General features: G+C 68.1%; 19 protein-coding genes and 1 pseudogene. 12 read left to right on the top strand and 8 right to left on the bottom strand.

Annotation, left to right across the window (positions count from 1 at the left end; genetic code table 11):
* Window positions 1–733 precede the first annotated feature (733 nt).
* Both AB5J49_RS25590 and AB5J49_RS25595 read left to right on the top strand, forming a co-directional pair.
* Window positions 734–1,858, top strand: a complete 1,125-nt coding sequence (locus AB5J49_RS25590) for a methyltransferase domain-containing protein (RefSeq protein WP_369171009.1) — start codon at window positions 734–736, stop codon at window positions 1,856–1,858.
* A gap of 273 nt (window positions 1,859–2,131) precedes the next feature.
* Window positions 2,132–2,530 carry an SH3 domain-containing protein gene (locus AB5J49_RS25595; protein ID WP_369171010.1) on the top strand — a complete coding sequence of 133 codons (399 nt, stop codon included), beginning with the start codon at window positions 2,132–2,134 and terminating at the stop codon, window positions 2,528–2,530.
* 1,693 nt (window positions 2,531–4,223) lie between these two features.
* Here the strand turns inward: AB5J49_RS25595 and AB5J49_RS25600 are convergent.
* Window positions 4,224–5,018 carry a GntR family transcriptional regulator gene (locus tag AB5J49_RS25600; RefSeq protein WP_369171011.1) on the bottom strand — a complete coding sequence of 265 codons (795 nt, stop codon included), beginning with the start codon at window positions 5,016–5,018 and terminating at the stop codon, window positions 4,224–4,226.
* Between the two features lie 270 nt (window positions 5,019–5,288).
* Between AB5J49_RS25600 and AB5J49_RS25605 the strand changes: the two genes are divergently transcribed.
* The 10 genes and pseudogenes from AB5J49_RS25605 to AB5J49_RS25650 form a co-directional block, all read left to right on the top strand.
* Complete coding sequence (locus AB5J49_RS25605; RefSeq protein ID WP_369171012.1) at window positions 5,289–5,669, top strand: hypothetical protein; 381 nt, start codon at window positions 5,289–5,291, stop codon at window positions 5,667–5,669.
* Complete coding sequence (locus AB5J49_RS25610) at window positions 5,669–6,127, top strand: hypothetical protein (RefSeq protein ID WP_369171013.1); 459 nt, start codon at window positions 5,669–5,671, stop codon at window positions 6,125–6,127. The genes AB5J49_RS25605 and AB5J49_RS25610 overlap by 1 nt, the downstream gene beginning before the upstream one ends.
* Window positions 6,127–7,464 carry an FtsK/SpoIIIE domain-containing protein gene (locus AB5J49_RS25615; protein ID WP_369171014.1) on the top strand — a complete coding sequence of 446 codons (1,338 nt, stop codon included), beginning with the start codon at window positions 6,127–6,129 and terminating at the stop codon, window positions 7,462–7,464. Before AB5J49_RS25610 ends, AB5J49_RS25615 begins: the two co-directional genes overlap by 1 nt.
* Window positions 7,461–7,652, top strand: coding sequence for a hypothetical protein (locus AB5J49_RS25620; RefSeq protein ID WP_369171015.1), 192 nt, complete (start codon window positions 7,461–7,463; stop codon window positions 7,650–7,652). The genes AB5J49_RS25615 and AB5J49_RS25620 overlap by 4 nt, the downstream gene beginning before the upstream one ends.
* Window positions 7,653–7,716: 64 nt before the next feature.
* The gene (locus tag AB5J49_RS25625; protein WP_369171016.1) at window positions 7,717–8,064 is read left to right on the top strand and encodes an SH3 domain-containing protein; all 348 of its coding nucleotides are present in this window, start codon (window positions 7,717–7,719) and stop codon (window positions 8,062–8,064) included.
* 62 nt (window positions 8,065–8,126) lie between these two features.
* Window positions 8,127–8,465, top strand: coding sequence for an SH3 domain-containing protein (locus tag AB5J49_RS25630; RefSeq protein ID WP_369171017.1), 339 nt, complete (start codon window positions 8,127–8,129; stop codon window positions 8,463–8,465).
* A 108-nt stretch (window positions 8,466–8,573) separates the two neighbouring features.
* Window positions 8,574–10,061: a replication initiator gene (locus AB5J49_RS25635; RefSeq protein WP_369171018.1), complete on the top strand. Its 1,488-nt coding sequence runs from the start codon at window positions 8,574–8,576 to the stop codon at window positions 10,059–10,061.
* A gap of 142 nt (window positions 10,062–10,203) precedes the next feature.
* Window positions 10,204–10,389: a helix-turn-helix domain-containing protein gene (locus AB5J49_RS25640; RefSeq protein ID WP_369171020.1), complete on the top strand. Its 186-nt coding sequence runs from the start codon at window positions 10,204–10,206 to the stop codon at window positions 10,387–10,389.
* A gap of 79 nt (window positions 10,390–10,468) precedes the next feature.
* A complete protein-coding gene (locus AB5J49_RS25645; protein WP_369171021.1) occupies window positions 10,469–11,665 on the top strand; it encodes a tyrosine-type recombinase/integrase in 1,197 nt (398 codons plus the stop codon).
* Window positions 11,666–11,754: 89 nt separating this feature from the next.
* Window positions 11,755–12,084: pseudogene (locus AB5J49_RS25650) on the top strand (phosphoribosyltransferase); the annotation flags it as partial.
* 18 nt (window positions 12,085–12,102) lie between these two features.
* On the opposite strand, the gene AB5J49_RS25655 reads toward AB5J49_RS25650, so the two are convergent.
* From AB5J49_RS25655 to AB5J49_RS25685, 7 genes are all read right to left on the bottom strand, one after another.
* Window positions 12,103–13,248 (bottom strand): RNA polymerase sigma factor, encoded by a 1,146-nt coding sequence (locus tag AB5J49_RS25655; protein ID WP_369171022.1) that lies wholly within the window; start codon window positions 13,246–13,248, stop codon window positions 12,103–12,105.
* 17 nt (window positions 13,249–13,265) lie between these two features.
* Window positions 13,266–13,673: a YciI family protein gene (locus tag AB5J49_RS25660; RefSeq protein WP_369171024.1), complete on the bottom strand. Its 408-nt coding sequence runs from the start codon at window positions 13,671–13,673 to the stop codon at window positions 13,266–13,268.
* A gap of 173 nt (window positions 13,674–13,846) precedes the next feature.
* On the bottom strand, window positions 13,847–14,863 hold the full coding sequence (locus AB5J49_RS25665; RefSeq protein ID WP_369171025.1) for a Yip1 family protein: 1,017 nt from the start codon (window positions 14,861–14,863) through the stop codon (window positions 13,847–13,849).
* Between the two features lie 69 nt (window positions 14,864–14,932).
* The gene (locus tag AB5J49_RS25670; protein ID WP_369171026.1) at window positions 14,933–16,375 is read right to left on the bottom strand and encodes an FG-GAP-like repeat-containing protein; all 1,443 of its coding nucleotides are present in this window, start codon (window positions 16,373–16,375) and stop codon (window positions 14,933–14,935) included.
* Between the two features lie 20 nt (window positions 16,376–16,395).
* Window positions 16,396–17,859, bottom strand: a complete 1,464-nt coding sequence (locus tag AB5J49_RS25675; RefSeq protein WP_369171028.1) for a hypothetical protein — start codon at window positions 17,857–17,859, stop codon at window positions 16,396–16,398.
* A complete protein-coding gene (locus tag AB5J49_RS25680) occupies window positions 17,856–19,274 on the bottom strand; it encodes an FG-GAP-like repeat-containing protein (RefSeq protein ID WP_369171029.1) in 1,419 nt (472 codons plus the stop codon). Before AB5J49_RS25680 ends, AB5J49_RS25675 begins: the two co-directional genes overlap by 4 nt.
* A gap of 113 nt (window positions 19,275–19,387) precedes the next feature.
* Window positions 19,388–20,875: a VCBS repeat-containing protein gene (locus AB5J49_RS25685; RefSeq protein WP_369171030.1), complete on the bottom strand. Its 1,488-nt coding sequence runs from the start codon at window positions 20,873–20,875 to the stop codon at window positions 19,388–19,390.
* Between the last annotated feature and the right edge of the window lie 258 nt (window positions 20,876–21,133).

The raw sequence follows: 21,133 nt of genomic DNA on the forward strand, positions 1-21,133 counted from the left end.
GGGCGGGGTGCTACTCCTGGTGATCTGGGGGTCCACAGTCGCCGTGATCGTGTCATCGATCGTGAGTGGAACCGGTCCCCCGTAAGCCCCTGCTCTGGCCGGATGATCCCCCTCCCCCCTGATCTCCGGCCAGGGCGGGTTCCACTTCCTCTGTCGGTGGTCCTGGTGGGCGATCCCCAAACAGGGCCTCTCGTTGACCGATAGAGGGCCCGTGAATCACAGCCGAATCGCGAATACCAACGGCCGCGTCGGCTGACATCCGGTCCGACCCCGGACACGGGCACCATCTCCTTGTAGCTCAGTCAGGAAGAGCACCCGTTCTCCACCTCAGGGACAGACATTCCCGTCCCTGAGCCAGGGCGCGCCTCACGCACTGGCAGCGCCCACGGGAGACCCCGGTTCGAGTCCGGGCAAGGGGGTTGCCGCCCGGCTGTGAAAGAAGGACAGCGACAGTCGGGCGGGTAAGGCACCGCCCCGGTAGATCAAACCGCTTCAACCCTTGGACAGGTCGAGCGGCCGGGGCGGGTCATGAGAGCCCTACGGAAGGGAAACAATGATCAGGATCTATGAGGCCAATGGCGGAGATGGGTTGCCCGGCGAGCCTGCGCCCCCGCCGCCCCCGCCCACCCCGGACGGTGGCCCTGGCGTTCCCAACCCGCCGAAGGCTGCATAGTCAGTGACTCACAACGCACACCAGGAGCGCCCCAGCCGTACAGAGCTGGGGCGCGTCCTCATGTCTGCTGGGGTTCTGACTTCGGATTGGGCACCCGCGTACGCCAAGGTTCCGCGCTCCGCTTTTCTGCCAGATCTCATGTGGCCTTTCGATATGCAGACAGGGAAGAGTGTTCCTGTCTCCAAATCGAGCGACCCGGCCACTTGGCAGGAATACGCGGACGCCGATGTGCCCATCGTCACGCAATGGGACGATGGCCAGCATACGGGCATTGAGCCGGGTTCGGTCTCTACCTCTTCCGCTTCCATGCCTAGTGTTGTTTTCCGAATGCTGCGCGACCTGGATGTGCAGCCCGGAATTCGGGTTTTGGAAATCGGCACGGGGACCGGATGGAACGCGGCTCTGATGGCGCACAGGAATGGCGCTGAGAACGTCATCACAGTCGAAGTCGACGGAGCCATCGCCGATGCAGCCCGATCGGCCCTCGCGCGCTGCGGCCTTCCCGTGCGCGTCGTGCACGGCGACGGATACAAGGGCTTCGTGGATGGGGCCCCGTATGACCGGATCATCGCGACGGCCGGCACCCGGTCCATTCCGTTCGCGTGGGTGGAGCAGTGCCGACCACAAGGGGTCATCGTCGCCCCATGGGGGACCCACTACGGCAATGGTGACGCTGTGGTCCGGCTCGCCGTTTCTGGGGGCGGAGGGGAGGCTTCAGGTCCTTTCACGGGGCCGGTGGAATTCATGAAGCTTCGGTCGCAGCGACTCTTGCCCGTGGTGCATACCGAGTATGTCAGCGACGACAACACCGCCGACCGTGAGAAGTCGGAAACCTCCATTACGGAAAGCGAATTGATGGGGGAGGGGCGGTTCAGTCCGCAGAGTTTCGCTATTGGGCTCCGTGTGCGGAATTGCGTGCACGCTGTCGCAGAAAAGCGTGACGGTGCACGGCCCGTGTGGTTTTACGGGCTCACGGACCGATCATGGGCGTGCGTCCTCTTCCGCGAAAATGACACGGCGTCAGTCTGGCAATCCGGTCCGCGCCGGTTGTGGGAGGAAATCGAGACTGCCTACCGCTGGTGGGAGGACAGGGGGAAACCAGGGCATGAGCGGTTTGGGCTCACCGTGACAGCGGAAGGCCAAAGAGCCTGGCTGGACAACCCGGCCGATTCATGGCCGGGCTGACGCGCGCACTACCGGGCTCCCAGCCACTTGGCTAAGGGGCTGGGGCCCGGTCCCTGCTGCCGTGAAGCGTCCCGCCCATCTGTCGCACTCTGTGGCAGGGGGCGGGGCTCTATCGCCTGCGCTGTGGGCGGCTCTCCATCAACTCATCCGGATAAGTGGTTGACCTTGTGGGGGTTCGCATCCGATGCTGGTCACTCATCCGGATGAGTGGCTGGGCTTCGTGAGGTGCGAAACCGGGGCGCTCATGCTGTTTTGAGTGAAGGGAAGTTGATCATGGAGCGTAAGACTCTGCGGACGCTGGTCGTGTCGGGCGCGCTGGTCGCGGGCGTCGGCCTGGTGGGCGTGTCGGCGGCGTCGGCGGTGGTTCCGTCGGGTCCGTCCGGGGCGGCGGTGAGTGCGTCGACTCCGTCGGCGGTCCACGGCGCGGCGGCCGAGTCCGTCAACTACGCGGTGACGCGTGCGGCGACCGTGGATGGGCTCCGGGTGAGGATGGGGCCGGGTACGGATTCGCTGATACTGGGTCAGATCTATGCGGGCGAACCGGTGCAGGTCATCACGTCCACGCGCGTCAGTGGCGGGCAGCAGTGGGACCTGGTCATGTTGCAGAGTGACTCGGCGGGCGGCCTGCCGGGCGGCTATGTCGGATGGGTCACGGACGCATACCTGTACTAACCCGATTTAGGAAGGGTGACCTTGCGGCCCCCTCTCGGCTTCGGCGGAGAGGGGGCCGTCGCTTGTCCTATGCCGCTGGCATGTAATGGCGGCGTAAGTGCGCGGTGAGGGGCATGTGTTGATGCAAGCGGTTTCCCGGGGTGACGGTTGGTACCGGTGGGTATGAGGGAGGGCTCGAAGTAGACTGCGTGTCCTGTTTTCGATTTGCACAAGCGTTCGGCATGGCGGGGGTAGCCGGTCGTACCTGACCAACACGGCTGGGGCTGGAGTGAGTTGAGCAATGACAGAGGAGATGTCGCGGGGCGACGGGGGATACGGCGGTCCCGATGATGCCTTGTTCGTTCCGGGAGTTGACTACGTGTCAGCGTGGCGTCAGGCGAACGAAGTTGCCGAGGAGCTGAACGCGGCCCTGGCGGCGCTGGGCGCGGACGTGCGGGTGGTCCGGGCGGTTGCGCATGTGGGCGCGCACGGTGACCCGGTGGTGTGGCTCCGCCCGGAGGGTGGGCGGCTGATTGCTCGGCGGTTGCGTGGCGCGGCGGGCATTCCGTCGCCCAGGGTGGTCAGGTTTCAGCGGTTGGCGGATGAGAGGGAAGGGGAGTTACGGCATGGGGCGGCGTGACGACTGGCGGACGGCGGCGGGCTCACGCGTGTGGATCGAGACGGACAGGCGCGGTGAGTTCATCCGGTGCGAGGGATGCCGTCGTCCGATCCTGATCACGGGTGTAGGCCCTGCACGGTTCGCGGCTCAGAAGCACGCTGACACCTGCCGGAAGTAGAGGCTCACCGCGACCTGGCCGAGCGTTCGCCGGCTCAGGGCGGGAGGTCGGGCCGGTACCCCTCGACGGGGGAAAGTGGCTGGTCACGTGCGTGGTGACCTCACGCGCGCACGGACATGGGCCACGACGAAACCCGCATTCGCGCGTGAGGTTGCCACGCTGGGCGGGGTCCAGGGGTGCGCTATAGCGCCCCTGGTACCACCGCCCGCAACCACTGTTCGTCACGGCGCTATGTGTCATGGCGAGTGCCGCTGGCGTTCTTACTCCGGGGCGTATCCGTCACCCGCATAGGGGGTTTGGGAATCTTGCGGCTGGTTGGCTGCTGTACGTGATCTAGATTCGGGGTCGGTCGGCTTGTGCCTGGCCTTGTTGACCCTTTGGGAGGAATCTGATGCGCCGTACTGCTGTTGCCCTGGGAGCCTTGTTGGCCGTTGGGGCGCTCGCCGGGCCTGCCGCTGCTGCACCCCAGGACGCGGTGGTTCCGTCCGCCCTTCAGCCTGTCACCCAGACCGCGAACGGCCTGGTGAACCTTGCTTCTACCGGGAACTTTTGTGTGGGCCTGCTCGGCGTTCTGGCGCCGAGTAACACCTGCTCGGGCTCTTAGCCTGACGCGCTCAACTGCGGGCGGCCAACCGCTCGACGGCTGACTGTAGAGGATGGCGACGGGCGGAGCTGGTGGGGGAGCGCGGGGCCTGGTGGCCGTGCAGCTCCTGTCCCTGGCGGCCGACCGGAGAGACGACAATGCCCCCCGCGATGATTCCGCGGGGGGCTTCTGTGCTTGGTCGGGGCGGTTGCGGTGTCGGGCGGCTGGCCGTCCGGACGGGACCGGCCGAAGGCCGCATGCCCGGCCGAGGCGGCCAGAGCCGCCCGGCGCGCCGAAGGCGCGCCCTTGAACAAGTAAAGAGAAGTTGGACCGATCAGGATCGGCGGCGGGTGGCGCGCTTGGCGGGGGCCTTCGTCGGCGTCACGGGGAAGGTGAGCTGGCAGGTGGCGGCGGGCGCCTTCAGTTCCTCGCACAACAGCGGGCGGTCCTGGTCGGCATCGGCGGTCACGCGGTAGGTGATGAGCAGGGGGCTGGCGTCGCTGAGTCCGAGTGCGGCGCGCTCGTCCGGGTAGGGGGTGCGGGCGGTGACGTGCTCGGTGAACGACAGGCTGAGTCCGGCCTCGCCAAGCTGCCGGTACAGCTCGGCTACCTCGGCATCGGGCTGCTCGGCGAGGGTGGGCACGTCGGCTGCGGTGGCAAGCGGGATCAGAACACGGTGAGCCATACGGGCGCCGGTCGCCGGGTCATACAGCATGCGGTCGACGTTGATGGCGTCCTGGTCCTGCTGGTCCAACAGGGCTGCTGAGGGGCCGTCCAGCACGCCCCTGCTGACGGCGGGCGCCTCGGTCTGCGTCGTCTCCGGAAGCCGCCAACTCCCCTTCGTCGTGCGCTGGATGGACCGTTCAACGCGGGTGGCGGGAAGGACTCCGCCCACGGCAAGGACGATGCTGCCCTTGCCCTGCTGCGACTCGACCAGTCCCATGCGGCGCAGCTCGGCTACAGCGGAGCGCGCGGTGTGCTTGCCGACCCCGTACATCTCCACCATCTGAGTCTCGGACGGCAGCAGCTCGCCGGGCTGGTAGCGGCCTGCCCGGATGTCGTTGGCCATGCGCTGAGCCACCTGCATGTACATGGAGGGTGCGCGTTCGATGTGCTCTCGGGCTGCCATGGCTGCTGTCCTTCTCAGGTCGGCGGTGAGTAGCTCAACGGATGCTCGACGTTCGTGGGGTGGGTCGTCGTGCCGCGTTGCTTGTCAGTGGGGCGTGGTATAGGCGGGCCGTGCACACATGAGGATAAGTGGTTGGGCGCCAGGCGCATAGATCCAAACCACTCATCCGGATAAGTGGTTGACCTGATTCCACTGTCGGGTGATGATGATCGCCCCAACTCATCCGGATGAGTGGCCGGGTGGGTGTGTCCTGGAAAGAGGTGAACTCCCATGGAAAACAAGCCGATCGACGTTGCACGGCTAGGCGCGATCCGCTGCCTGATCGCTCCCGAACCGCGTACGACACAGGAAGGTGATCAGCGCAGGGACCGTGAAGGAAACCCGCTGTGGATCACGGGCCTGGTCGTCCGCCAGCAGGAGGGGCGGCGGCTGGAAGAGATCCACGTAACGACCGTTGGTCAGCCGCAGGGCCTCGCAGAGGGCGGTGAGGTCAAGGTCACGAACCTGTGGGCGCGTGACTGGGCGCTGGAGGGACGGACCGGTACGACCTACCGGGCCGACTCGATCACGCCCCTTCCTGGCCCCGGTGGCGGCTCCGCTCCGGCGGCTGCCGCTGGTCCGCGCGGGAAGTCGTCGGGCGGTGACTCCTGATGGACCGTTATTTCTGGAACATCAGCGGACCCAAGGGTGACGGCCTGGCCTGCGTGGTGTGCGGCGTGAGCTTCCTGGATGTGCGGATCACGTCTGTTGCGGTGGGCCGCAACCCTGCGGACGAGTCAGAGGTGTTCGCCTGCAAGACACCGTGCGCGGTGGTGCTCGCCGAGGACGCCGAACGGATGGCTCAAGAGATGCGGGCGGCGGCCGGTCTGGATGACGCGGACGTGCCCGACGGCGATCCCGTGTTCTGCGTAGACGGGCACTTCGGCTCGCTGCTGCGGGACTTGCGGACGCTCGCCGGTACCGAGGCGCTGCTGACGACCTCTGACGACCTGGTCACCATCCGGTTCCTCCTCTCCCTGACGGCCCGTCATGCGGAGACGGCCATGATGCGCGCGCGGCTCGTGCTGGCGCGCACCAAGGCGCCGGACACCAAGGAAGGTGACGGCTGATGCCCGCCTCCCTGGTGGTGTGGATTCTGACGGCGCTCCTGATCGTGGGCGTGCTGACACAGCGCTGGTGGGAACCGCGTCTGGAGGCGCGTGGGGTGCCGGTGCGGCGGTGGCCGTGGCGCTGGTGGCTGGTCGGTTACCCGGGCACCGCGTTGCGGATCGTGACGACCTGGCGGCGGCTGGCCTACCTCAACGGGCTGTCGGTGAGCAAGCACCCGACGAGTCGGGTGATCGGCCGTGACCTCGTGGTGCAGGGGCAGGCACTCAAGCCGAAGCCGCCCCGGCTGTCCTGGCCGGTGCCCACGGCTACCGGGCTGACGCTGCGGGTGCTGCTGCATCCGGGGCAGACTCCGGCGCCGTTCTACGCGGCGGCCCGTGCCATGGAACACACCTGGCGGGTGCACAGTGTGCGGGTCACCTCGCCTCGTCGGGGACAGGTGGTCATCGACGTCACGGCGGCTGATCCGCTGGCCGGTGAGGTTCCTTCTGTCCGGGGGCCGGCACATGCCCTCCTAGCCGCTGACGTGGGCCGATACGAGGACGGCGCTCCGTGGCTGATCGACCTGCGCCGGGTTCCTCACTGGCTGGTCACCGGGGCCACGCAGTCGGGCAAGTCCTCGCTCCTGGCGGCGCTGGTGCTCGCGCTGGCGCCCCAAAAAGTCGCCCTGGTCGGCGTCGACTGCAAGGGCGGCATGGAACTCGGCCTGTTCGGTGGGCGGCTGTCCGCGCTGGCCGTTGACCGTACTGAGGCGGTCGGCCTGTTGTCCCGCGTGGCGGACGAAATCCAGGCACGGATGCGCTGGTGCCGCACCTGGGGCAAGCGGTCCGTCTGGGAACTGCACGACGAGCAGCGGCCGGTGCCCCTGGTCGTGATCGTCGACGAACTGGCAGAGCTGTACTTCCACGACGGCTCGCGCGAATCGAGGGATGAGGCGGAGCAGTGCGGAACGCTGCTGGTGCGCATCGCCCAGCTCGGCGCGGCGCTGGGTGTCCACCTGGTCATTGCCGGGCAACGGGTCGGCTCCGACATCGGCCCCCGCGTCACTGCGCTGCGCGCCCAGCTCGGCGGACGCGTCGCCCACCGCGTCCATGACGAGGCATCAGCCGAGATGACCTTGGGCGACATCAACGCGGACGCCGTGATCACCGCGCAGAACATCACCGAGGACGAACAAGGCGTGGCCGTGGTCGCCACGGGCGGCCGGTGGATGCGCGCACGCTCCCGCCCAGTGAGTACCGCCGAGGCGGCAGAGATCGGCCGGAGTGATCCGCCCGTGAATCCATTCCTGACCCAATCCGACCCCGTGACATTCGAAAAAGGAGGTGTAGCGGCATGACGCAGACACACATTTGGGTCATCGACTCATTCCTGTTCCTGTACGTCGTCCTGACCTCTCGCTCGCGGGAAATCAGGGCTTATCAGGCAACCCTGATCGCCCTGTTCGGATTCCTCCTGGCCGGAACGCCATTCGCCTATCCCGTGTGGGCGATCGTCCAGGCCATCGGAAGCCTCTTTTTCGGCTGACGCCGGAAAAGAATCCCAGGGGCGGCACAAGGCTGCCCCGAATCTCTCTCAGAGGAGAAACAAAATGAAGCTCCGCCAGAACCTCACCCGTTCCCTCGCGGCAACCGCGCTCGGCCTGAGTGTCATCGGCACAGGTATAGCCACCGCCCCGACCGCTTCGGCTGCCTCGCTGCCCAAGTCGTGCACCACGGAATGGACTTCGCCGCAGAAAATGGAAATTACCAACTCCGCCGTGCACCTGCGAAGCGGGCCCGGAGCCAAGTACACCTCTCTCGGAATCCTGCACTACGACACTCAATTCACCGAGTACTGCAACAAGGATAGCGAATGGAGCTATGGCAAAGTCACAAGCGGGCCGAATCGCGGGAAAAAGGGTTGGGTCAAGAGGGATTACGTCGGCTCGAACGGCTAGAAAAGGCCCGCCCAGTACGCGGAAAAAGACCGCGTCGGAACTCTCTCATAGGAGAAAATGAAATGAAGCTCCGCCAGAACGCCGCTCGTTCCCTCGCCGCAACCGCGCTCGGCCTCAGCGTCATCGGGGCCGGTATAGCCACCGCCCCGACCGCTTCGGCTGCTTCTCTGCCAAGGGATTGTGAATCTGTTTATCAGAATGTCAAGAAGGCGACGGAAGCCGTGAACCTCCGAAAGGGGCCGGGGAGGAATTACACGTCCCTTGGAATTCTGTCCAAGGGAACCCGGTTCACCGTGTACTGCACGAAGGATTTCTATTGGTACTACGGAAAGGTTGGAACCGGTGCAAACAAGGGGCGAAAGGGGTGGGTCAGCATTGCCTACTTGGAGAACGCGCGATAGCGCTCACTGTAACGGTGAGAAGTAGCCACCGGTCACGCGCCACCCTCCTCTGGCTGATCAAAGCCGAATAAAATTCAAAGCTGAGACAAGCCAAAAAGGAGTTGATCCATGACCGACGCGCCTATCCCTCGTGAAAGGGGGCCTCCCTTGTATCCGATATCGGATGAGGTGCGGCGCTCAGTCCTCAATGAGGCTGAGCGCCTGCGCCTTCTTTCTCCCACCGAGCGTGACCTTATCCGGCTCGTCCACGAACCCGGATTCCCGCGCTGGCTCGAACAGATCAAATCCATTGGCGGGTGCGCGCACCCGATCTACCTCGCCGGACACACCACCACCCGGGATGCCGTCACTGGCGAGGTGCTGCGGCATTACGACACCGGTGACGATCCCGGCGGCCGTATGCCGGTCCGCTGCCGCAACCGGCGAGAGACGCGCTGCGAGCCGTGCTCGTACCTGCATGCGGGCGACACCTTCCACCTGGTCCGCTCTGGTCTCCTGGGCGGCAAAGGCGTTGCGGACGGGGTGCAGCGTCACCCCCGGCTCTTCGTCACCCTCACCGCCCCTTCGTTCGGCGCGGTGCACCGTGCGAGTGGCCCGGACGGGGCCGTGTGCCGCCCTCGACGAGACGGCGGTACCTGCGAACACGGGCGGCCTCTCGGCTGCGGCCACAAGCACGCCGACACCGATTCAGCGGTGGGCCAACCGCTCTGCCCGGACTGCTACGACTACCCCGGACACGTCCTCTGGCACGCTTCGGCCGGCTCACTGTGGAATCACTACTGCCGCACGCTCCGGCGGCACTTGGCGACCGCCGCAGGAATCACACAAACCCGCCTGCGCGAACACCTGACGGTGTCCTTCGCGAAAGTCGCCGAATACCAAAAGCGCGGGGCAGTGCACTTCCACGCGGTGATCCGCATCGACGGGCCAGACGGCCCTTCCTCGCCCCCACCCGTGTGGGGAACAACCGAACTCCTCGAAAGCGCCGTGCGGTCGGCTGCTGACCAAGTAGAGGTGCGCACACCGTATTCCCCCGCAACAGGTGAACGGGTCATCAAGTGGGGAAAACAGATCGACGTACATCCGATCCGCAGCGACGCATTCACCGAATCTACGGCGGTGACCGACAACGCCGTTGCGGCCTACGTCGCTAAATATGTCTCCAAAAGCGTCGGCGACGCGGGTGGCATCGACTACCGCATACAAGACTTCGACAGCATCCGCCTGGCCCCGGTGAGTGCCCACCTGCGCGCTCTCATGGCTGCCTGCTGGCGCCTGGGCGGCCTCCTGGAGCTGGAGGAACTGAGGCTCCGGGCCTGGGCTCACACGCTCGGATACCGGGGCCACGTCCTCACCAAATCACGCCAGTACTCCACCACATACGGAGCACTCCGCGCGGTCCGGGCGGATCACCGGGGTGGCGGCCTGGTCGCCCTGGAGGACCGAGACACCGTCACCGAATCAGCCTGGCGTTACGTCGGCTCCGGACATTCCCCGGCCGAGGCGGACTTTGCGCACGGCATTGCCGAAGACGTAGCAGCCCTCCGCGAAATCAGAAGAGACATGATCGCTGAAGGGTGGAGATATGCGGCGTGACGAAACCCTAAGGGAAATGCCAGAAAGGAATGGTGAAGATGGAATGCGCATCTGTTGAAAAAGGCCTCCCCGGAGATAGGGCTCCGGGGAGGCTTCGACCCGCGCGAGGTCGACGCGAGACTACCGCATCAGGGTGGGGCGTATGAGTGCGGGCGGGTCGAATCGGCTCCTGACCCCGGATCAGACAGCTGAGCGGTTGGCTGTCTCAAAGAGAACGCTATATGCGAAATGGCGTGATTGGGGAATACCGGCTTATAAAGTCGGAAAGCATCTCAGGTTTCGCGAACGTGACGTAGATCACTGGATCGCCCAACAGGCTTGTAGCTAGGGCGAGTTGACGTGTAGAACATGGTGCTGAGGTCGGGGATAGGGCTCCGACCCAGCTAGACAAGGGAGTTGAGGTCCTCGTGGCTTCAATCATCAAGCGCTGTGAGTGCAAGGTTGGCGCGTGGCCGCGCTGCAAGCACTCGTGGGTGGTTCGGTTCCGGGACGCCAACGGGGCCCAGACGGAGGAGTCGTTCCCTCACAACAAGAAGACTGAGGCGAAGGACCTTGCCAACAAGGTCGAGAACGACAAGCGCCTTGGGGTGTACGTCGACCGCAAGCACTCCAAGCGAACCTTTGAAGACTGCTGGAAAGAGTGGTTGGGCTTCGGGCAGCGGGAAGACTCCACGCTTGTCCAGTACGCGAGCATCTACAAGAACCACTTTGCCGATATGTTCGGAAGCCGCCGTATCGGCTCCATCACTCCATCGGACATCGCGAAGTGGGAAGAAGTCCAGAAGGAAAAGGGATACAAGCCCTACGGAATTGCTACCCGCAAGGTCGTGCTGAAATCGTTCCTCAAATACTGCTATGAGGCGGAGATCGTCCCGAAGTACGCGGGGAAGACGATTGCGGTGAACGGCCGGACCGACTCGTCCTATCGTCCGGTTGAGGACGACGAGATCCCGACCACGGCTGAGGTAATGGCCATCTATGAGGCCATGCGCCCTGTCTACAAGTCGTCGATCTGGATTCAGGCGGGCTGTGGGTTGCGTGTGGGTGAGGCCCTGGCCTTCTCTCAGTCGCACTTCACCCGCCGGGATGGCTGGTACTTCGTTCAGAACCAGCTGACCAACTTCGGCAAGAACGGCGGCTCGAACCGGGGGACCAGCGTTAAGAACGAGCCCAAGTGGTCCCGGAAGGGTCGATGGGTGCCGGTCCCTCCCTCGGTGGCTGACGAGCTGGAGAAGCACCGTGCCTTCTGGGAGCCGTGGGGGGATGAGGGTTGGTACTACGAGTCAGAGACCTACCAGCACCGTCACCCCTCCCGGACGACGTACACGGACCGTTGGAACGACGCGATCAAGAAGGCCGGGCTGGAGGACTCGGGGTACACCCCGAAGGCTCTCCGCCACTACTTCGCGAGCATGTCCATTGCGGCGGGCGTGCCCCTGTATGAGGTGGCACGGTGGATGGGACACAGCTCCACCAAGGTCACAGAGCAGGTCTACGCGCACCTAGTAGACGGAGCTGACGAGCGGATCACGGGAGCTTTCGAGGCGTCGCTCGCGGACGCCTTCCGGAGTCGCCTGACACTGGTGGACGATGAGGCAGCCTGATGAGGGTTGCTGACCCTCAATGCTGAGTTTTCGCTGAGTTTCAGGGCCTCTCGCCTGCATCATTGCAGGTGGGAGGCCTTTTCGTTTTTAACGTCGAGTTCTATACGGGCGTGGGGACCACCCTCGACATGCCCGTCATGCTCGCTCCCGTTCCCAACGCGATCGACTTCACCGACAAGAAGGTGCTGATCGCCGACGACGTCGCCGACACCGGCAAGACGCTGAAGCTCGTGCACGACTTCTGCCTCGAGCATGTGGCCGAGGTGCGGTCCGCCGTGATCTATGAGAAGTCCCACTCCCTCGTGAAGTGCGAGTACGTGTGGAAGCGCACCGATGAGTGGATCAACTTCCCGTGGAGTGTGCTGCCTCCCGTGCAGAAGCCGGGAGAGGCGCCCAAGGAGAACAAGGAAGCACTGTGACCCGCGCCCGGGGCGTCGTCAGTGGCGCCGGCCGGCGTTGAGGCGGGCGGCCTCGCGGGTCAGGTGGTTGCGTTCGGCGAGGTTGGGTGCCTTGTGGGCCGCCTCGGCGTACAGGCGCGCCGCCGTCGTCAGGTCGCCGTCGCGCTCGTGGAGGTAGGCCGCCACCGCCGTGTGGCGGGGCAGTGAGGCGTCCAGCTCCGCGAGTGCCGCAAGGCCCGCGCGGGGTCCGTCGGCCTCGCCGACCGCCACCGCGCGGTTGAGCCGGACGACCGGGCTGTCCGTCAGGCGCGTGAGCTCGTCGTACCACTCGACGATCTGTACCCAGTCGGTCTCCTCGGCGGTGGGTGCGTCGGCGTGGAGGGCTGCGATGGCGGCCTGGGCCTGGAACTCGCCCAGCCGGTCCCGGGCCAGTGCCGACTGGAGGATCTCGATGCCCTCGGCGATCGACTCCGTGTCCCAGCGGCCCCGGTCCTGCTCGGCCAGCGGCACCAGGCTGCCGTCGGGCGCGGTCCGGGCGGCGCGCCTGGCGTGGTGCAGCAGCATGAGGGCGAGCAGGCCCGCCACCTCGGGGTGGTCGATCGCGGCCGCGAGCTGCCGGGTGAGCCGGATGGCCTCGGCGGCGAGGTCGACGTCGCCGGAGTAGCCCTCGTTGAAGACCAGGTAGAGGACGCGCAGCACGGTGGCGACGTCGCCGGGCCGGTCGAACCGTACGCCGGAGACGGTGCGCTTGGCCCGGCTGATGCGTTGCGCCATGGTCGCCTCGGGCACCAGGTAGGCCTGGGCGATCTGGCGGGTGGTGAGTCCGCCGACGGCGCGCAGGGTGAGCGCGACGGCGGACGACGGCGTCAGTGACGGGTGGGCGCACAGGAAGTAGAGCTGGAGGGTGTCGTCGAGGGCGGGTGCGGGTCCGGGCGCCGGTTCCTCGTCTACGAGGTCCTCGCGTCGGCGGCGGGCGGTGTCCGACCTGGCCTGGTCGAGGAACTTGCGCCAGGCCACGGTGACCAGCCAGCCCTTCGGGTCGCGCGGCGGGTCGGCCGGCCAGCCGCGGACCGCCTCGACCAGCGCCTCCTGCACGGCGTCCTCGGCCGCCGCGAAGTCGGCTCCGCGGCGGACGAGGACGGCGAGCACGCTGGGCGTGAGGCTCCTCAGCAGGGCCTCGTTCATCTGAGACACCTGAGAGGTCACTCCGTGATGGTGGGCGGCGCGGTCATGAAGGGGCGCAGCTCGAGCCACTCGTGGATCGGCTTCCCGCCCGCCCCGGGGGCGGCCGACAGCTCCCCGGCCAGTTCGACCGCGCGCTCGTAGCTGTCGACGTCGATCACCATCCAGCCGGCGATGAGGTCCTTGGTCTCGGCGAACGGGCCGTCGGTGACCGGCGGGCGCCCCTCACCGTCGTACCGGACGAACGTCCCCTCGGGGGCGAGCGCCTGACCGTCGACGAACTCGCCGCTCTTCTCGAGCCGGGCCGCGAAGTCGTGCATGTACTGCATGTGCGCCGAGACCTCCTCGGGCGTCCACCGGTCCATCGGCACGTTGTTGACCGGAGCCGGAGCGCCGCGGTAGTGCTTGAGAAGCAAGTACTTGGCCATGGTGTCTCTCCTCGGTGCTGGTGCGACCCATCTTGGTCGCGTTCACACCGGGGACGGAGCAAGGCACGGGTTCTCGACATCACCGCCGGAGATTTTTAAGAACGAAGGGCCCCGGGCGCGGACGCCGGGGGCCCTTACGTACGTCGGTGGGCTCTGGAACGAGCCCGGTGGCTCTAGAACGTGCCCAGCTTCACGATCGACAGCAGCGCGACCAGCTGGATCGCGCTCGCGCCCAGTGCCTTCGGCCAGGGCAGGTCGTGGGACTTGGAGACCATCAGGGTCAGCAGGACACCCCCCGCCACCCACGTCGCCCAGCCCAGGGCCTGGACGAACGTCGCGTCGCCGCCGGCGAACATCGCGAAGACCAGGCGGGGCGCGTCGGTCAGGGACATGACCAGCATGGAGAGGCCGACCGTGGGCTGCCAGGCGCCGTCGCCGCCCAGCTGGCGGGCCAGCGTGTGGGTGACCACGCCCAGGACGAAGGACGACAGGACCATCGCCACGGCTGTCGTCAGGACGATCGGGACCGCGTTCGACAGGGTCGCGTTGATCGCGTCGTTGCGTGCGCCGTCGAAGCCGAAGACCGCCAGCAGGCCGTACAGGAAGGTCACGACGAGGGCGGGGCCCCACATCGTGTAGTCCCGCATCTGCAGGAACGTCTGCCCGGGGGACAGGACGATGCCGCGCAGCAGCTGCTTCCAGTGCAGGCGAGGGCCGACCGGGGCGGGCGGGGCCGAGCCCGCGTGGTAGGTCTCGCCCTGGCTGTAGGGGTCCTCGCCGACCGAGAAGGCCTGGGTGTGGCCCGGGTGGTTCGCCGCGTACGGGTCCGGGGCGCCGCCCTGGCCGTGCGGGTAGCCGCCGTCGCCGAAGTACTCCGGCTCGCCGTGCCCACCCTGGCCGCCGGCGCCGTAACCGCCCTGGCCACCGCCGCCGTGCGCCTGCGGCCAACCGCCTGCGCCGCCGCCCGAGCCGCCGTACGGCTGCTGCGGCGGCGGGGGATAGCCGTACGACGGTCCCTGGGGCGCCTGCTGCCCGTACCGAGGTTGTTGGGGGCGCGTTTGCGGGGTGCCGTTGTTCCGGCTGCCCCGTCCGATCCTGAATCCAGCCACGTCTTCGAACGTACCTGGTCCCGGAGAATCGCGTGCCGGGCCCTCCGCTTCGGGCCCGGCTTTGCGGCCGAGCTGTGACATCCCCTAAGGGAAGCCGGGGGGACAGCTCAGGGAGCCCGTCAGGGAAACGCCGTACGGCGAGAACCCCGGTCAGCCCGCCAGTACGTCGCCGAAGTACGCGTCGCCCGTCGGGCCGCCCACCGTGGCGGCGCCGAAGGTCCTGGCGCCGGTGGCGGTGATACCGGAGGTGGTGGACTTGAAGAGCCAGACGGCGCCGTCGCCGGTGTTCTCGTTCACCGCGCTCGCGACGAGTTCCGCGCGGCCGTTGCCGTCGATGTCCGTGAGGTGGACCGCGCTGCCGAAGTTGTCCAGCCGCTCGGCCGTACCGGGGACACCCGAGCTGTCCTGGCTGAAGACCTTGGCGCCGCTGCCCGTCAGACCGGACGCCGAACCGCGCAGGACCGCGAACGAGCCCGCCTTGTACACCGAGCCGACGGCCTCGTTCTCGATGCCGACCGCGATGTCCGCGTAGCCGTCGCCGTTGGTGTCGCCCGCCGCGAGGCTCCAGCCGAAGCCGTCGCCCTTCTCGGCGGCTCCCGGGACACCGGCCGTGTCCTGGGTGATCCTGACCGGGGCGCGGGTGGACAGGCCCGAGTCGGAGCCGTACGTCACCGTGACCGCGCCGCCGAGGCCGCCGTCGGGCTCGGCCGCCGACTTCTCCATGAAGTTGCCGGTGACGATGTCGCCGTAGCCGTCCTTGTTCACGTCGGCGATCACCGCGTCGTAGCCGCCCGCGAGCTCGCCGTGCAGGTGCAGGCCGTCGGCCCCGCCGATGAAGAGGGCGCTGCGGGTGCGGTAGTAGCCGGAGTCGGTGTCCTGCTGGCCCATGATGAGGAGGTCGGTGGCGTCGTCGCCGTTGACCCTGCCCGCGACGATCTTGTCAACGCCCATGCCCGCCTCGGCGGACGCGGCGATGGACTCGGCGTAACTGGCCACGCCGGTGCGGGAGATGGGACCGTGGAAGACGCTCAGGTCCGGGTAGGCGATGTTGGCGGGCGCCAGGTCGGTGTCCCCGTCGCCGTCGAAGTCGCCGGTGGCGACGGACCAGCCGAGCTCGTTGCGGTTCTCGGGCAGGGGCGAGGAGAGGTCGGTGGCGCTCTTCAGGCCGGTCGAGCCGCCCCAGATCACCGTCAGCACGCCGGAGTCGTCGGTCGAGCCGATCCGCTCGGCGTGCACGCCCACGATCAGGTCCGTGTAGCCGTCGTCGTCCAGGTCGCCGGTGGTCAGCCGGTCGCCGAAGTAGTCGTACGACTCCGGGACGCCCGGGATGCCGTCGGTGGCCTGGCTGATGATCTGCCGCTTGCCGGTGTCGAGGCCGCTCGCGGTGCCGTAGACGACGGCGACGTATCCGGCGCCCGTCTTGCCGCCGACCTTGGCGATGGGGGCGGCGACGGCGACATCGCGGTAGCCGTCGCCGTTGAAGTCGCCGGACAGGCCCGAGGGGGCGGCGAAGGCGCTGGTGGCGGGCAGGGCGGACAGCAGACCCGCGGTGACCGTCAGAGCGGCCGCCAGCAGAAGGGTGCGCTTGCGCATCGTGAAGTCCCTTTCAGAGCTCAGGAGTTGAGAGCCGCGCCGTAGCCCGGGCTGCCGGCCGTGGAGACGCCCGTCGTCCCCGGCCCGAAGCTCGCCGCCCCGCTGGTCGTCACGCCGCCCGTCGCGCCGCGCAGGGACCAGATCGCGCCGTCCCCGTTCTCGCCGGTCGCGGAGACGGTGAGCTCGGCGCGGTGGTCGCCGGAGTGGTCGGCGAGCAGGACGCGGGCGCCGAAGCGGTCGTTCGACTCGGAGGTGCCGGGCACGCCGGTGGTGTTCTGCGTGAAGGACTGGACGCCGGTCGTTCTCAGGCCGGTCGCCGAGCCGTACAGGACGGTCACCGCGCCGGCCCCGGCGTTCTCGCCGGACGCGCCGACGGCCAGGTCGGCGTAGCCGTCGCCGTTGATGTCGCCCAGAAAGACATGGCTGCCGAAGCGGTCGCCGGACTCGGCGGCGCCGGGGATTTGGGGGGTGTCCTGGGTGAGGACGAGCGGGGCGCGGTCGGGGTTCAGGCCCGCCGGGCCGCCGTAGACGACCGTCACCTTGCCGCCCTTGGCGCCGGCCGGGTCGGCGGAGGTCTCGCGCTCGTTGCCGATCGCGATGTCTGCGTACCCGTCCTTGTCGATGTCGCCGATCGCGGAGACGTAGCCGGCGGGCAGCTCCTGCCACCAGTCGGTGTAGTTGCCGATGGAGGGGTCGGTCACCAGGTGGGTGATCGCGTCGTCGGTGCCCCCTCGGCGGCCGTGCAGGACCAGGTTGGTCTGCCAGGACGCGGTGACGTGCCCGACGCTCACGGACGTGATGCCGTACGAGGTGGAGTACTCGTCGGCGAAGCTCTGGCCGGTGGCGCCCTGGAAGGAACTGGTCCTGGTGAACGGGCCGTTGATGAAGGTCAGGCCGATCGGGCCGTTGGAGCCGACCACGATGTCCAGGTCGCCGTCGGCCTCGACGTCGCCCGCCGCCACCGACTGCCCGTAGCGGTCCAGATCCGTGTCGTTGGGGTTGGGTACCGAACGAGCCCCGGACAGCCCGGACGCGGAGCCCCAGATGACGACGACCGTGCCGTCGTTGGTGTCCCCGTCGACGTCCTCGCCGGGTGCCCCGATCAGCAGGTCGGCGTAGCCGTCGGTGTTGAGGTCGGCGGAGGTGACGGCGGACCCGAAGGCGTCCTCGGCCTCGGCGGCGCCGGGGACGCCGGCCGTGTTCTGGGTGATCAGCGTGCGCGTTGAGGTCTTCAGGCCGGTGGAGCTGCCGTAGACCACGGAGACGGCGCCCGCCTTGGCCTGTCCGCCCACCGTGGCGCCCGGTGCGCCGATCGCGAGGTCGACGCGGCCGTCGCCGTTGAAGTCGTACGGGGCGGCGGCCGTGGCGGCGTGGGCGGCCGGGGCGCAGAGGGTGAGCGCGAGCGGGGTCAGGGCCGCCGCGAGAGCGGTGGCGGTGACACGGGCGCGCAGGGACCCCCCACCGGTGAACTGACGGTACGTCACTGGGCGATCACCGAGCCGAAGTTGGCGCCGTACTTGAGGGAGATGTCGGCGGCGGTCAGGCCCTTGGCGCCCGTGGTGGTCAGGCCGGTCGAGGTGCCGCGCAGGGTCCACACGCCGCCGGCGGAGTTCTCGCCGTCGACGCCGATGACGAGTTCGGCCTTGCCGTCCTTGGTCAGGTCGGTGAGGTCGACCGCGGAGCCGAAGCGGTCCCAGGACTCGGCGGTGCCGGGCACGCCGGCGGTGTTCTGGGTGTAGGACTGGGCGCCGCTGGTCTTCAGGCCGGAGGCCGAGCCGAACAGCACCGTCACCGAGCCCGCCTCGCCGGCCGAGCCGAGGTCCTCGCCCGGGGCGCCGACCGCGACGTCGGCGTATCCGTCGCCGTTGATGTCGCCGGTGCTCACGGTCGAGCCGAAGGCGTCGTCGGTCTCGCCCGAGCCGGGCACGCCGGTGGTGTCCTGGTGGACGACGGTCGGCGTCTGCGCGGGGTCGGGCCCGTCCGGACCGCCGTACCAGACGGTGATCTGGCCGCCCTTGTGGCCGCCGGGCTTGTACTGGCTGGGGTCGGTGGCGTCGCCGAGGACGAGGTCGCCGTAGCCGTCGCCGTCGATGTCGGCGATCGAGCCGGGGAAGCCGTCGGCGTTCGGCAGCTCGTTCAGGGTGTACCCGGAGCCGGGGCCGGAGCTGCGGTAGTAGAAGATCTGGCCGCCGGAGTCGCCGTCCACGGCGTGCGGGTAGACGCGCTCGGCCGCGCCGTCGCCGGTCATGTCGCCCGCGGTCACCTCGTAGGTGGTGCCGAGCTCGCCGACGCGGTAGTTGCTCAGCGGGCCGCCGGTGCGGGTGAAGGGGCCGAGGTACAGGCGGGTGTGGTCCTGGCCGGTGAGGGTGACGTCCGTGTCGCCGTCGCCGTCGAAGTCGCCGGCCGCGATGCCCCGGGAGAAGCCGCCCCACTCGGCGAGCGTGGACGGCTGCGGCAGGCCCTTGCCGCCGGACAGGCCGGAGCTGGAGCCCCACAGGACGGTGCCGGAGCCGACGCCGTCACGGTCGCCGATGCTCTCGCCGGTGGCGCCGACGACGAGGTCCGAGTAGCCGTCGCGGTCCAGGTCGGCGGCGGCGAGGGCGCCGCCGAACACGTCTCCCGACTCGGCCGTGCCCGGCACGCCGGGGGAGTTCTGGGTGATCACGGCCTTGCGGGTGGCCGAGACACCGGACGACGAGCCGTACAGCACGACGACGGCCCCGGCGCAGCTCGCGGAGCCGACGCTGGTACAGGGGGCGCCGACCGCGACGTCGCGGTAACCGTCGCCGTTGAAGTCGCCGGCCAGGCCGGAGGGGGCGGCGGAGGCGGTGGCGGCCGGGAGGGCGGTGAGCAGGCCGGTGGTGAGGGCGGCGGCGAGGAGGAGGGGGCGCTTGCGCAAGGTGGGTGCTCCTGGGAAAAGGGTGCCGGGCCCGTGGGGACGAACGGGCCCGGCTAGTCGAGTCCTACGGCTGCTTGCCGAGTCCTGCGGCTGTGTGCGAGTCCTACGGCTGCTCAGTCCGTGAAGTTGGCGCCGAAGTACGGCGTGCCCGTCGTCGAGACGCCCGAGGTGCTCGGGGCGATGGAACGGGAGCCGGTGGTGGTGATCTTCGAGCCGTCGGAGGGCAGGTAGGTGACCCCGCCGTTGCCGTCGTTCTCGGCGGAGCCGACGACCAGGTCGGCCCTGCCGTCGCCGGTGACGTCGTCGAGCTTGAGGTCGATGCCGAACATGTCGTCGTCCTCGTCGTCGCCGGGGACGCCCGCGGTGCTCTGCGCGAAGCCCTGCGCGCCGGTGGAGGTGTTCAGGCCGCTCGCGCTGCCGTACAGAACGGTGACGGCGCCGGTGTTCGCGGCGCTGCCGATGTTCTCGCCGGCGACGCCGATGGCGAGGTCGAGGAAGCCGTCGCCGTTGATGTCGCCGAGGTCGAGCTCGTAGCCGAACCAGTCGTTGGTCTCGGAGGCGCCGGGGACGTTGCCGGTGTCCTGGGTGATGCCGGTGACCGAGCCGGGGCCGTCTACCGTGCCGTACGTCACCCAGACCTTGCCGCCCTTGGCGGAGTCCGGGACGGAGGTGCCGTCGCTGGTGGTGGCGTTCCACTGGGCGCCGCTGACGATGTCGCCGAAGCCGTCGCCGTTGATGTCGCCGATCGCGGTGATCACACCGGGCTTGAGGGTCCGGATGTTGGCCATGGCCAGGCCGCTGGAGGAGCCGGGGATGTAGTAGTTCTGGTTCCAGCCGTAGTCGGTCTGGTACTCGTAGCCGTCGACGACCAGGTCGGTGCGGCTGTCGCCGTTGACGTCACCGGCGCTCAGGTTCAGCGGGCCGTTCGCGTCCGAGCCCATGATCGGGGGCTTGATGGTGTAGCGCCCGCCCGCGACGCCGGAGGAGTTGAAGCCGCCCTTGAAGACGTAGAGGGTCGCGTTGTTGCTGCCGACGGCCAGGTCGGCCTTGCCGTCGCCGTCGAAGTCGCCGGCCGCGAGGTTCTTGCCCCAGCGGTCGTGCGCGGACGGGGCCGGGTCGGCGACCGTGACGCCCTTGCCGGTGATGCCGGAGGCGGAGCCCCACAGGATGGCCAGGCCACCGCCGTCGACGTCGCTGCCGACGTCCTCGCCCGAAGCGCCCACGGCGATGTCGTCGTAGCCGTCGCCGTTGAAGTCGGCGTAGGCGGTGTCGTAGCCGAAGCGGTCCCCGGCTTCGGCGGTACCGGGCGACCCGGTGGTGTTCTGGCTGATCGTGTGACGCTTGGCGGACGAGACGCCGCTCGCGGTGCCGTAGAGGACGACGAGCTGGCCGGCTTCCTTCTTGCCGCTCACATAGGCGCCGTCGGCGGAGAAGGCCACGTCGCCGATGCCGTCGCCGTTGAAATCGGCCCGCGGGACGACGGTGGAGTCGGGGGGGGTCGCCGTGGACGCCGCGAACGAGAGCAGACCGCCGGTGAGCGCGGCCGCGGTGGCCGTCGCGAGGGCGAGTCGTGCGGTGCGGCGCGGGTGGTGCTTGTGCATGCGGGTTCTCCTGCTGCATGCGGGGATGCCTGGCGGGCATCCGCAGTCGATGGGGTGCGGACCGTTTCGTGTTCGCCGGGAGTTGTCCTCGGGTTCACACGGCGGTCGGCGATCAGGAGACCGGTGATGGGGCGCAAGGGTTGTACGTGAGTTCGGTAAATCTTTGGGTTCGATGGGACTCAGTGCGGCTTGGCGACCTTGGCGACCTTGGCGACCTTGGCGTCCGGTTCGCACACGGTGGTGTGTGTATTCCCAAAG

It is taken from the genome of Streptomyces sp. R28, from assembly GCF_041052385.1.
Lineage (GTDB): Bacteria > Actinomycetota > Actinomycetes > Streptomycetales > Streptomycetaceae > Streptomyces.